The organism is Aeromonas sp. s6 (genome assembly GCF_040907815.1).
Lineage (GTDB): Bacteria > Pseudomonadota > Gammaproteobacteria > Enterobacterales > Aeromonadaceae > Aeromonas > Aeromonas caviae.
The window spans coordinates 1-11,187 of record NZ_JBFOCN010000115.1; the positions used below are offsets into that span (position 1 = coordinate 1).

Annotated in this window: 14 protein-coding genes; all 14 read left to right on the top strand. The window is 60.5% G+C overall.

What is annotated here, in order from left to right; all coding sequences use genetic code 11:
• Window positions 1-1,887 (top strand): ClpP-like prohead protease/major capsid protein fusion protein (locus tag AB5Y50_RS17480; protein WP_368163111.1); only part of this gene is annotated, 1,887 nt, incomplete at its 5' end.
• A gap of 57 nt (window positions 1,888-1,944) precedes the next feature.
• Window positions 1,945-2,262 carry a DUF2190 family protein gene (locus AB5Y50_RS17485; protein WP_210538065.1) on the top strand — a complete coding sequence of 106 codons (318 nt, stop codon included), beginning with the start codon at window positions 1,945-1,947 and terminating at the stop codon, window positions 2,260-2,262.
• Window positions 2,262-2,558 (top strand): hypothetical protein, encoded by a 297-nt coding sequence (locus AB5Y50_RS17490; protein ID WP_210538064.1) that lies wholly within the window; start codon window positions 2,262-2,264, stop codon window positions 2,556-2,558. Before AB5Y50_RS17485 ends, AB5Y50_RS17490 begins: the two co-directional genes overlap by 1 nt.
• Before the next feature lie 6 nt (window positions 2,559-2,564).
• Window positions 2,565-3,167 (top strand): phage tail protein, encoded by a 603-nt coding sequence (locus AB5Y50_RS17495; RefSeq protein WP_210538063.1) that lies wholly within the window; start codon window positions 2,565-2,567, stop codon window positions 3,165-3,167.
• Window positions 3,168-3,201: 34 nt separating this feature from the next.
• Window positions 3,202-3,369, top strand: coding sequence for a hypothetical protein (locus AB5Y50_RS17500; RefSeq protein WP_164980045.1), 168 nt, complete (start codon window positions 3,202-3,204; stop codon window positions 3,367-3,369).
• Window positions 3,370-3,401: 32 nt separating this feature from the next.
• Window positions 3,402-3,818, top strand: coding sequence for a phage tail terminator protein (gene gpU / locus AB5Y50_RS17505; RefSeq protein ID WP_368163114.1), 417 nt, complete (start codon window positions 3,402-3,404; stop codon window positions 3,816-3,818).
• Window positions 3,818-4,282: a phage tail tube protein gene (locus AB5Y50_RS17510; RefSeq protein WP_201903007.1), complete on the top strand. Its 465-nt coding sequence runs from the start codon at window positions 3,818-3,820 to the stop codon at window positions 4,280-4,282. The genes gpU and AB5Y50_RS17510 overlap by 1 nt, the downstream gene beginning before the upstream one ends.
• Window positions 4,279-4,698, top strand: a complete 420-nt coding sequence (locus tag AB5Y50_RS17515; RefSeq protein ID WP_210538061.1) for a hypothetical protein — start codon at window positions 4,279-4,281, stop codon at window positions 4,696-4,698. The genes AB5Y50_RS17510 and AB5Y50_RS17515 overlap by 4 nt, the downstream gene beginning before the upstream one ends.
• 20 nt (window positions 4,699-4,718) lie before the next feature.
• Window positions 4,719-5,012 carry a phage tail assembly protein T gene (locus AB5Y50_RS17520; protein WP_210538060.1) on the top strand — a complete coding sequence of 98 codons (294 nt, stop codon included), beginning with the start codon at window positions 4,719-4,721 and terminating at the stop codon, window positions 5,010-5,012.
• Window positions 5,009-7,135 carry a hypothetical protein gene (locus tag AB5Y50_RS17525; RefSeq protein WP_210538059.1) on the top strand — a complete coding sequence of 709 codons (2,127 nt, stop codon included), beginning with the start codon at window positions 5,009-5,011 and terminating at the stop codon, window positions 7,133-7,135. The genes AB5Y50_RS17520 and AB5Y50_RS17525 overlap by 4 nt, the downstream gene beginning before the upstream one ends.
• Window positions 7,135-7,737 carry a hypothetical protein gene (locus AB5Y50_RS17530; protein ID WP_210538058.1) on the top strand — a complete coding sequence of 201 codons (603 nt, stop codon included), beginning with the start codon at window positions 7,135-7,137 and terminating at the stop codon, window positions 7,735-7,737. The genes AB5Y50_RS17525 and AB5Y50_RS17530 overlap by 1 nt, the downstream gene beginning before the upstream one ends.
• Entirely contained in the window at window positions 7,734-8,318 is a 585-nt protein-coding gene (locus AB5Y50_RS17535; protein ID WP_210538057.1) for a hypothetical protein, read from the top strand. Before AB5Y50_RS17530 ends, AB5Y50_RS17535 begins: the two co-directional genes overlap by 4 nt.
• A gap of 2 nt (window positions 8,319-8,320) precedes the next feature.
• Window positions 8,321-8,722 carry a hypothetical protein gene (locus AB5Y50_RS17540; RefSeq protein ID WP_210538056.1) on the top strand — a complete coding sequence of 134 codons (402 nt, stop codon included), beginning with the start codon at window positions 8,321-8,323 and terminating at the stop codon, window positions 8,720-8,722.
• Between the two features lie 125 nt (window positions 8,723-8,847).
• On the top strand, window positions 8,848-11,187 hold a 2,340-nt coding region (locus AB5Y50_RS17545; RefSeq protein ID WP_368163118.1), incomplete at its 3' end, for a phage tail protein.

Here is an 11,187-nt window from a genome sequence, read left to right on the forward strand (position 1 = left end):
GCCGGGGTGTTTAGTGCCAAGCAAATCAATCTGCACATTCACAGCCCCGGCGGTGATGTGATGGACGGGTTTGCCATCTACAACACCCTGGCCCGCCTCACCTGCAAGATCGACATCTGGAACGATGGCCTGGCGGCCAGTATGGCCTCGGTCATTCTCTGCCTGCCCAATGCCACCGTGCATATGCCGAGCAATGCCTGGGTGATGATCCACAAGCCGTGGTCTGGCGCAGTCGGCAATGCGGACGACTTGCGAGATCTGGCCGATTGGCTGGATCGCAACGAGGCGCTGCTGCTCAACGCCTACGAGAAGAAAACCGGCAAGCCCCGCGAGGAGCTGGCCGCGCTACTGTCGGCAGATACCTGGCTCGATGGCCTGCAGGCCAAAGAGATGGGGTTTGTCGATGTCCTGGAAGAGCCGATCTCGGCTGCCGCCTACGTGAACGAGAACAAGATGAAAGACTTTAACAACATTCCTACCCAGGCCCGAACCCTGTTCGGCGCCAAAGCGAACGCTGGCACAGCTGCTCCTGTACCGGCCAATCCCACCACGACCGCCGTTTTGCCTGGCCAACCCCAGCAGCCCGCTGGTGATGATGCTGTCGCTGCCTTCAAGCGACAGGAGCAGGCTCGCCGCAATGACATTCAGGATCTGTTTGCGCTGACCGGCGGCCGCTTCCCTGAGCTGATGGCCGAGTGCCTGGCTGATATGGATGTTTCCGCCGCCGCTGCGAAAGAGAAAATCAAGGCCGCGCTGGGCACCGGCGCCAGTGAAACCGGCCCGCTGGGTTCCACCGTGCATATCCACGCTGGCAACGGCAACCTGATCGGCGACTCTGTTCGCGCCTCCCTGATGGCCCGCTGTGGTCATGCAGAGAAAGAGCGTGACAACCGCTATGACGGTTTCAGCTTGCGCGAGCTGGCGCGGGCATCACTGGAAGGTCGCGGGGTATCCACCTCCGGCATGAGCCCGATGAACTATGTCGGCATGGCCTTCACCCACACCAGTTCCGACTTTGGCAAGATCCTGATGGATGTTTCCAACAAGTCAGTGCTGGAAGGTTGGGAATCCGCCAACGAGACCTTCGAGAAGTGGACGCGCAAGGGCACCTTGTCCGACTTCAAGGTGGCCCAGCGTGTCGGCTTGGGTGATATCGCCAGCCTGCGCAAAGTGCGCGAGGGTGCTGAGTACAAGCACATCACCCTGAACGACACCGGTGCCACCATCCAGCTGGCAACCTACGGCGAGCTGTTCTGCATCACCCGCCAGGCGATCATCAACGATGACCTCGACCTGCTGACCCGCATCCCGAAACTGATGGGGGCGGCGGCGCGTGGCACCATCGCAGATCTGGTCTATGCCGTGTTGACCCAGAACATCAAGATGCCGGACAACAAGGCGTTGTTCCACGCCGATCACCACAACCTGCTTAGCGGCGCAGACTCTGCCATGAGCATCAAGGCACTCTCTGCTGCCAAGGCGCTGATGCGCAGCCAGAAGGCGGCCGCAGAAGGTGGTAAGGGTCGCGCTCTCAACATCCGTCCGGGCTTTGTTCTGGTGCCGACTGAGCTGGAAGATACCGCGTTCCAGCTGATCAACAGCACTTCCGTCCCCGGCGCCGATGCCAACTCCGGCATTATCAACCCGCTCAAGGGCTTCGCCGAGGTGATCGGTGAGCCGCGCCTCTCCGATAGCGATGTGGCCCAGTGGTTCCTGGCTGCGCAGGGTGGCGACACGGTTGAGGTGGCCTATCTGGACGGCATGGATGCGCCCTGGATTGAGCAGCAGGAAGGCTTCACCGTTGACGGCGTGACCACCAAGGTTCGCATCGATGCGGGGGTTTCTGCTCTCGACTATCGCGGCCTGGTCAAGTCGAACGGCAAGTAATGGGAATGGCCCGCCATCTGGCGGGCCATCTTTTTGGCAAAAAACAGGAATAACAACATGGCAAAGAATTTCGTTTGTGCCGGCACCCAGCTGGCATTTATCGCCCCGACCGGTGGCGTGGTTGCCGGCAAGCCTATCAAGATGGGCGCTCTGACCGTTGTCCCGCTGGAGACCGCTGCCGCTGGCGCCGAGTTTACCGGCGCCCTGTCCGGTGTCTGGTCTCTCCCCTGCGACACCGCGCTGACCACGGTTGGCACGGCTGTCAAATGGGATGGCGCCAAGCTGGTCGCGGACACCACCAAGGACGCGGACGACTTCGGCAAGCTGGTTAGCAGCGGCGCCAGCGGTTACGCCGACGCGCTGATCGTCCAGTAATGGTGACCGGCGCCCGCTGGCAGCGGGCTGTCAGTCGCCTCAACGTGGCCGTTGACCAGGCGATGGGCATCCCTGCCGTTGTCGCTGGGCAGCCGCTGACCGTGATCTATGACGAACAGCCAGATGCGTTTGCCCAGGTGGCGACAGTGCTGCGCGAGCTCGCGGTGAGCTGCCCGCCGCCAGGGGTGCGTTTCCGTAACGGTGACAAGGTAGAGGTGCCAAGCCTTGGCCTGGTTACTACCGTCAGAGAGGTCCCCTATATGAGAGCAGGTCAGCTGATCATTCCCATCAAGTGAGGCGGTATGGCCATCCAGAAAGACCTTGAAAAAGCCGTTGATAATCTTACTGCCATACATGCCAAGGTTGTTCCAAAGGCTAGTGCGCAAGCCGTTAACCGGATCAGTGTTCGTGCATCAGGTAGGGCAATAAGGATGACGGCAAAGGACGAGAGAGTGAAGGTTCCGGCCAAGTTGCTAAGGCCACGAGTGAAGATATTCAAGGCCACCCCACAGTCACCTAACTCAGTGATCAGGGTTCGCCGCCGCCCAATCCCCATGATCAAGCTCGGCCCTGCTCAGCAGAGGCTGACAAGGCGTGGGGGGACTTATCAGGCTGGCGACATGCAGGTTGGCCGCCATCGCGTATCCGGTGGTTTTGTTGCTGATGGTTCAAAGGGGTTCGGTGAGTATCGCCGCGGCGGTAAGTATTCTGACACGAAACTCAGGAGCTGGCAGATCCTGCGCCGTGTCGGCAAGGGGCGTCACGCCCTGGAAGTGATGCGGATCCCGCTGGTCACCCCGATCACCGAGCACTACGAGCGCGAGGCAAAAGCAGCGATGAGCCGTGACATGCCCCGCGAAATGCAGCAGGCGCTGCTGCGTCAGCTTCAACTGGCGATTAAATGAGGCTAGGATCCTGATCTCAACAGAAGGAGAGAGCATGATCATCCTGAAAATCGCCGTGGCCCTGCTGATGCTGGCGCTGATCGCGGCGGGCACCTATCAGGGCGGCTGGCTTGGCTTTGCCATCACGGTCGGCATGACGCTGGTACTCAACGGCATGTTCAACCGATGGGATGCCAGGCGGCAAACCTCAACCACCAAATAACCCGCTTCGGCGGGTTTTTTATTGGACTCACTATGACCAAACGAACCCTTATCCGGCAGGCGCTGGCCCATAAGGTTGTCGAACTGCTTGGCCGCAATCCTAGCCCATCCCCTGGGGTGGTTTTTGCCAACCGGCCATTCTCGATTGACCAGGAAGATCTGCCGGTGGCCTTCTGCTACCTGATGGAGGGCGCCCCCTCCGAGTATGCGCTTGACATGCCAGGCGACAGCGCCCAGCTGATGGTGTCGCTCTATGTGATGGAGAGCAACCAGGCCGATGCCGAGCTCGATGTGCTGGCAGAGAATCTCGACCCACTGGCCGGCGCCAACCTGAACGGCCTGCTTAATGAGGGGCTGGAGCTGGCCAGCTGGAGCTATGGCCTGGACGAACAGGGCACCGGGCTGTCCAGCCTGACCCTGACCTTTAACGCAAGTTGGAGTGATAACTGATGACCGATACCAATAAAACCGTCAAGGGCGCTGGCACCGAGCTCTATATGGCCAAAGTGCCGGGGCCGACCAAGCCTAGCATCGCCACCGCTGATTCAGTGGTGCGGCTGGCGGATATCAAAGAGCTGACCCCACCGGATATGTCGGTCGAGACAACTGAAGAGAATTATCTCGATGCGGCCAACCCGGACTGGAAAGAGAAAACCCCTGGCCAGAAAGATGCGGGCCAGCTGGGCTTCACCCTGGCATGGAAACCGGATGACGCCGCCCAGAAAACCCTGGTCACTGAATTGGGCGGCGAACTGCGCTGGTTCCTGATCAAGTACCCGAACGGCAAGGTGGATGGCTTCTACGGCTTTATCTCCAGCATCGGCAAGCCGATCGCTATCAAGGAGACCATCACCCGCACCGTGAAGGTGGATCTCTCCGGCAAGCCGTCTCTGGCCGAAGAGGATGCGGCATGAGTGCCCTGGTTGCCCGCCGCACGCTGACACTCTCCAGCAAGGTTGGCTCTGAAAAGGTCGAGCTGCAGCAGCTCAACGGCCTGCAGCTGTTTGACTATCAGGCGGCGCTGCTCTCCGTTGACTGGCCGAAGGTGGACGAGCAAGCCAGTCAGCGCACTCAGCAGAAAACCCTGCTGGCCATTCACCGCATCACCTACGAGCTGAATTTGCTGCTGGCCGCGATGGGGCTGCACCACAAGCACCCCGAGCTCGATATCGAGCAGATGAAAGCCTGGGTGCTGGCCCATTACCCAGATTCGGCCCATGTGCTGCGCATGGCGATGGCAGTCAAGGAGATCAGCGGGCTGGCCAGCCTCGCCAAAGCGGATGCCGAAGATGCGGAAAAGCCGGAGACGGTTGACCCAAAAAAAGGTTAGAGGGGGAGCGCCAGCGGGTCATGATGATGGCCCGCCAGTGTCGCCGCCTGGACTGGCGGCGGATGCTGAGCGAGATCAGCAGCACCGAGTATATCGAGTGGTGCGGCCACTTCGCCGAATACCCGTTCGATTACCTGCTCGGCCAGTATGAAATGGGGCAGATCTGCTACACCAACCTGCTGCCGCACATTGGCGCAGAGAACTGCCCAGCCCCCTCTGATTTTTACTACAACCGCCCTGAACGACCAGAGCAGAGCTGTGACGATGTGGCTGCGCTCGCCGCCACTATCCCCGGTGTGGAGTCTTTTACATGACGACTGATGTCGCTGATCTAAGAGTGCTGCTCAGTGCTGACCCAAGCAAGCTGAATGCGGATGTTCGCTCAGCTATCGGGGTACTGAAAAGCTACGCGCAAGATGCAAAAAACGCCGAGGATGCCACGTTTGGTTTTGGTCGTTCATTCAACGATACCGCCGATCTGTTATCTGAAAAATCTGTCGCTATCGTGCAGGGATTCAGTGTGGTGCAAGGTGCCGTACTCGGTCTGACTGGTACGGCTGTGGGTCTTGCTGCCTCGGTTAGCTCGCTGGCTCAGCAGGGCCGAGAGATGGAGCAGATGGCCCTGAAAGCTGGCGTGTCTGTGGAGGTGATGCAGGAGCTGACATACGCGACAGAGCAATACAACGTTAGCGGCGATCAGCTGTCAGACATGCTCAAAGACGTACAGGATAAGCTCGGCGACTTCTCGGCTACTGGCGGCGGCGAGTTCAAGGACTGGATGGATAACATAGCCCCAAAAGTCGGGTTAACCATCGAGAAACTACAACAAATGGCTGGCCCGGATGCGCTTGTTGCAATTCAAAATGCGATGGATGCAACAAATGTTTCCGCCGCCGAGCAAGTTTTTTATCTGGAGTCGATTGCCAATGATGTCTCTGTTTTGCAGCCGCTCCTGCAGAACCATGGGGCAGAGCTACAGAGGTTAACCAGCCACTATAGAAGCCTAAATGTGGCGCTGTCAGAGACCGATATCAGCCAGCTAAAAGAGCTGGATCAGAAGCTAAAGGACATCAGCCTGCGCCTGCAGAGCTCGTTTGCCCAGGGGGTGCTCGGTGCTTCCGAGCAAATCGACTGGCTAACCGAAAAGCTCGGCTATGCCGTGAGCTACTGGGGAACCCTGTTTGATAGTTGGGCGGATAACCCCCGCACAATAGACGGCATGAGTCGCCGCCTCGGCAACCTGCGCGAGGAGCTTAAAGATCTGGACGACCAGATCAAAGAGACCTCCAGGCAAAAGGAGTTCGGCGGGGTTGGCCTGCTCGATGCCATTCTTGGCGACACGGCAGGCCGCTCAGCCTTGCCTGAGCTCCAGCAACGCCGCGCCGAGATTGAGGCCGAGATCGGCCGCATTCAGGATGCATATGGTAAGAAGCGATTTGGAATTGGTGAGCAGCCGGAGTACCAGCCGCCCGAGCCGGTCAGCTCCCGCGATACCAGCTCTGATACCCAGAAGCTGTTGGATCAGGGGGAGAAGCGGCTCGCCACCCTCGATATGCAGTACGCCAACGAGCTCGAAAAGTTGCGGCTGGCCCATGAGGATCGGCTGACCGAGATCGACAAACTGCAACTGAGTGAGGCCGAGCTGCGGCGCCGCGGCTATGAGAGCCTGAGTGAGCTGCGAGAGGAGTACCGCCAGAAGGAGGCGGATCACTTCGCCGAGCAGCAAGCTGACTACATGGCCAAGCGTGAAGAGGCGATGGCCAAGGAGCTGGAGGCAGACCAGCGCAAGCAGGAGCAGCTTGCCGAGCAGGAGCGCCAGCGGGTTGAGCAGCAGAAGAACATGCAGCAGCAAGCCGCCCGCGACATGCTCAGCTTTACCAGCCAGACCATCGGTCTGACCACCGACATGCTGTCACAGTCAGGCAAGGAGCAAACCGGGGTAATGAAGGCGCTGCTGGCCGCCCAGAAGCTGATGGCGATCCCATCCATCATTATCGCCGGTCAGCAAGCAGCCGCCGGTGCTGAGGCGTTTGCCGCCATGACCGGCGGCCTGATAGGCGCTGCAGCTGCTCGCGCCATGATAGAAGCTCAGACGGCGATATCCATTGGTTTGGTTGTAGGCACCTCGATTGCCGGTATGGCCCACTCAGGGATTGAGGAGATCCCGAGCGAGGGCACCTGGCTGCTCGACAAGGGTGAGCGGGTTTACACCAACAAATCAGCCCAGCGCATCGACCAGATGTATGACCAGCTGATGAGTGGCGGCGGTGGCGCTGCTGCCGCTGGTGCTGTGTTCGAGCAGCACCTGCACTTTAGTTCCGATATGACCGACGATGACCGCAATGCGGTTATAACCTCCGCCGCAAAGCAGGGATACCAGATGATGATTGAGGACTTTGGCAGTTATGGCAAGGGTCGAAAAATGTTGGGGGTTTAATGGAAACTTACGACTGGCCAGCCGAGTTCCGGGTGCGCGAGAACACCCTGGCGCTGCAAACCAACCACCGCATATTTGAAAACCCTTGGGGCGGTAGCGAACAGGTCGCCAGCACCCCTGGCAGCAAATGGCTGATGGAGCTGACCATGGGCCGGATGGAGGGAGACGTTGCTCGCCGCTTTGAGGCGTTTATCGCCCAGCTGGACGGCCCATCCAGCCGGGTGCGGATGTGGGACTTTGCCCATCCGATCCAGCCGGTGCATGGCGCCCCCATCGTCAGTGAGGGGCTGACCATGCGCACCAGCTTTACCAGCCGTGGCTGGACACCATCCACCCTGGTGCTGCGCCGTGGCGACTGGATCCAGATCGGTGACGAGCTAAAGCGGGTGGTGGCGGATGTGCAATCCGATCTCTCCGGCGCTGCCACGGTGCGTGTTGCGCCGATGCTGCGCAACAACTATCCCAGCGGAACCCCTCTGATGGTTGCCCGCCCGATGGGGGTGTTTCGCCTGGATGGTGCTGGGGCTGGCAAGTCCCGCCGGTTGAACGCCAGGGTGCGTGACCTTGGCACCATCAAGTTTGTGGAGAGCTTCTATCCATGATTGTCGGACTTGATCCCGATGTGATGGCCGCCCTTAACCAGCCCCATGTGTCGGCGCTCTACGCGCTCAAGCTGGATCTGGTGAGCGGCATCAGCCGCATTCACTCAGGGCTCGGAGAGCTGGTGATCGGCGGCGAGACCTATTACGGCGTGGGCTCGATGGGGGCAGTCAGCCCCCAGAAAGAGCAGCTGTCCACCTCGCCAACCAAGCTGAATGTCAGCCTGTCTGGGCTCGATGACAGCATGCTGGCCGAGGTGATGCGCGAGCGCATCGTTGACCGGATGGCCTGGCTCTATCTGGTGGTGATCGGCCCTGCCGAGGTGCCGCTCAAAGCCTGCCTGCAATTCAAGGGCCGCATCGCCCAGACCCCCATCAAAGCGGGCAAGACCAACACCATTCAGCTCACTATCTCCAATATCTTCGAGGATTGGCAGAAGGGGCTGAACATGCGCAACACCGATGAGAGTCACCGCCGGTTGTACCCCAATGACCGTTTCTTTCGCTACCAGAACGAGATGGCAGACCGCTCTATCTTCTGGGGCAGCAAAAAAGACGCCCCCGGCTTTGTTTATAAGGACTGACCATGCGCCATCCAGATTGGCAAATCCGCATTATCCAGACCATTCAGGCCGCCAGTGAGCGGCCTTTTTGTTGGGGTGAAAATGATTGCTGTCTGTTTGTGGCGGATGTCTGTCTGGCTGCCTGTGACAAAGACCCTGCGGCCGCCTATCGCGGGCGCTATAGCACCGAGATCGGCGCCAAGCGGGTGCTTGCAAAAACCCACGGCGATATCCCGGCCGCCCTAGATGCGCTGTTTGCGCGGATCCCGGTGGCGATGGCCCAGCGCGGTGATGCTCTGGTGTTTGACGGCCCGCAGGGCCAGACCGCCGCCGTGATGTGGGCCGGTCAGGTATGGGCCATGACCGAGCAGGGCGCCCGCCCCATTCCTGACGCTGTTCCCCTGTTTGCCTGGAGAGTCGAGTAATGCCTGCTGCTGCTATCCCTGTCATTGCCGGTGTTGCCGCTGGTGCCGCATCAACCCTGGTTGTTACCACTGCAACGGCCATCGCCATCGGCTCAGCAGTGATGAGCGCCACTATGATGCTCACCATGAAAAAGCCCAGCCTCGGTGACTACACCAGCGCCAGCGAGCGCAGCCAGGTATTGCGGGCGGCCGCCAGTGACAAGAGCTGTGTCTATGGTCGGGTGATCTCTTCCGGTTTGATGAGCTTTGCGGCAGAAGAGGCGGGCGAGCAGGACGAGGGCGAATGGCTGCACCTCGCCCTGGTGCTGGCTGGCACCAAGCTGACCCGCATCGGCGACCTCTGGCTCGGAGATGATCTGGTCGGCACCTATGGCGATCTGGTCAGCTGGGAGCTGCATGCCGACCGCCAGACCTGTGACCCCTATATGCTGGAGAAGTGCGCCGACTGGAAGGAGGACATGATCGGCCAGGGCATCACCTGGTTGCGCCTCTCGCTCAAGTTTGACGCCGAGAAGTTCCCCGCCGGTCTGCCCAATATCAAGGTCGAAAAATTCGGCAAGGAGGTCTGGGATCCCCGCGATAACAAGTGGAAATGGAGCGACAACCCCGCCCTGGTGATCCTCGATTACTACCGCAGCTGGTTGCAGGTTCCAGATGACGAGATCCGCATCGAGGAGTTTATCGTTGCCGCCAATATCTGTGACGAGATAGTCACGGTCGCCGATGGCAAGGTGGAGCCGCGCTATACCATCAACGCCGAGTTCGATCTGACCGAGCCTCGCGCCAAGGCGCTGGAAGCGATGCACATGGCCTGCTGCGGTCAGCCGACCTATATCGGCGGCCGGTTCGGCATTCTGGCCGGGGCCTACTATGGCCCCGCCAGTGACGAGCTGCGCCCTCATCAGCTGATCGGCGATCTGGAGCTGCTGCCAGAGCCATCGAGCAGTGACAAGATCAACCAGGTGGCAGGCACCTTCGTTGACCCGATCACCTTTAAAAAAACCGACTTCCCTGCGGTTATCGTGCCGCAGTGGGTGGAAGAGGATGGTGGCCAGCCGCTGTTGGAAGATCTCGACCTGCGCTTTGTCACCAGCGAGCACCAGGCCCAGCGCATCGCCAACATCATCCTGCGCCAGCGCCGCGCCGCCCGCACCATCACCTGCTCGGTCAACCTCTCTGGCTGGCGCTATCGCCCCGGCCAGACCATCCGGTTTTATCTGCCTGCCTTTGGCATCAATGGCCCCGAGTTTCGCGTCACCGATTGGGCATTCAGCCTGAACGGCGGGGTAGATCTCACCCTGCGCGAGGATTCACCGCTGTTCTGGGCCGATGCCATCGGCAAGCCGATGGAGCGCCCGGAGATCACCGAGTTGCCATCGGGCGGCGTCGCCATGCCCGATCAGCTGCGCTATGAAGTGGAGCAAGTCGGTGAGGTGATCCAGGGGGTGCTGTCCTGGCGCAACGTCGGCACCATCGCCTACAACCAGGTGATCATCCAGCGCCTCGACCCGGACCAGCCCCCGCAAGTCGTGCTGACGGCCCAGGTGCCCGGGCAGTCGTGCCGGGTGAATGGTCTGGCCGCCGGCAACTATGTGGGCCAGGTGCGGGCGATTGCCATGACCGGCGCCCCATCGCCGGTGGCGTCGGTGTCCTTCACCATCGCCGTACCGGCCATCCCCGTGGGGGTGGAGGTCGAGGCGGGCAACTGGTCGCTGGCGTTCCGTCCGGTGTTCACCGGCGGCCAGTCCTACGGCACCCTGTGCGAATGGTGGTGGAGCAAGGTGCAACTGCCCCTGGCCGAGGTGCAGGCCAAGGCCACCCAGGCGGGCCTGGGCGCGTACATGACGTTCCAGGGCTTGCAGCCTGACACCACCTATTACGTGTGGCTGCGTGCCGTCAACGCCTACGGCAAATCCGGCCTGTTCGCCGCCAGCGGGAAAACCACCTACGACGCCGCCTCCATTCTCGACATCTTGGATGGGGAGATCGGTGGCGAACACCTGCGTGAGGAGCTGCGCCAGCCCATCGAGCAGATCGCGGACATCGTTGACCAGGCGATCCCAGACATCATTGGAAAACTGGAGCTGGTCGAGCGCGAGTTCACCGATTTGAGCGAGACGGTCGCGCCGATTGCCGAGCGAGTGCCGGTGATCGATCGGGAGTTGACTGGGCTGGGGTCTGCCCTGGCCGCGCTCGATGAGCGGGCGACACAGACCGAAAGCCTGCTGCGCGACGAGCAAGACAGCCTGGGACAGATGGGGATCGGCGCAGTCCTGCAGCAAGACAAGCTGCACGGCAAGATTGACCGTGTACAGAGTGAAATGGGCGATCTTCGCGATGCCATTTTCACGGTTAATCCCGGCACCGGCGAGATTGAAATGGATGTGGTGCGGGCGCTGCGCGACGAGACCCAGGCCAGTTTTACCGAGGTCAACCAGAAACTGGACGCCGCCACCGGCACCTTG

Bases quoted from the DNA above. Each gene is read 5' to 3' on its own strand.
- gpU (WP_368163114.1), top strand. From the start codon at position 3,402: ATGACCAAACGAACCCTTATCCGGCAGGCGCTGGCCCATAAGGTTGTC.
- AB5Y50_RS17530 (WP_210538058.1), top strand. From the start codon at position 7,135: ATGGAAACTTACGACTGGCCAGCCGAGTTCCGGGTGCGCGAGAACACC.
- AB5Y50_RS17485 (WP_210538065.1), top strand. From the start codon at position 1,945: ATGGCAAAGAATTTCGTTTGTGCCGGCACCCAGCTGGCATTTATCGCC.
- AB5Y50_RS17540 (WP_210538056.1), top strand. From the start codon at position 8,321: ATGCGCCATCCAGATTGGCAAATCCGCATTATCCAGACCATTCAGGCC.
- AB5Y50_RS17520 (WP_210538060.1), top strand. From the start codon at position 4,719: ATGATGATGGCCCGCCAGTGTCGCCGCCTGGACTGGCGGCGGATGCTG.
- AB5Y50_RS17525 (WP_210538059.1), top strand. From the start codon at position 5,009: ATGACGACTGATGTCGCTGATCTAAGAGTGCTGCTCAGTGCTGACCCA.
- AB5Y50_RS17500 (WP_164980045.1), top strand. From the start codon at position 3,202: ATGATCATCCTGAAAATCGCCGTGGCCCTGCTGATGCTGGCGCTGATC.
- AB5Y50_RS17490 (WP_210538064.1), top strand. From the start codon at position 2,262: ATGGTGACCGGCGCCCGCTGGCAGCGGGCTGTCAGTCGCCTCAACGTG.
- AB5Y50_RS17495 (WP_210538063.1), top strand. From the start codon at position 2,565: ATGGCCATCCAGAAAGACCTTGAAAAAGCCGTTGATAATCTTACTGCC.
- AB5Y50_RS17515 (WP_210538061.1), top strand. From the start codon at position 4,279: ATGAGTGCCCTGGTTGCCCGCCGCACGCTGACACTCTCCAGCAAGGTT.
- AB5Y50_RS17510 (WP_201903007.1), top strand. From the start codon at position 3,818: ATGACCGATACCAATAAAACCGTCAAGGGCGCTGGCACCGAGCTCTAT.
- AB5Y50_RS17535 (WP_210538057.1), top strand. From the start codon at position 7,734: ATGATTGTCGGACTTGATCCCGATGTGATGGCCGCCCTTAACCAGCCC.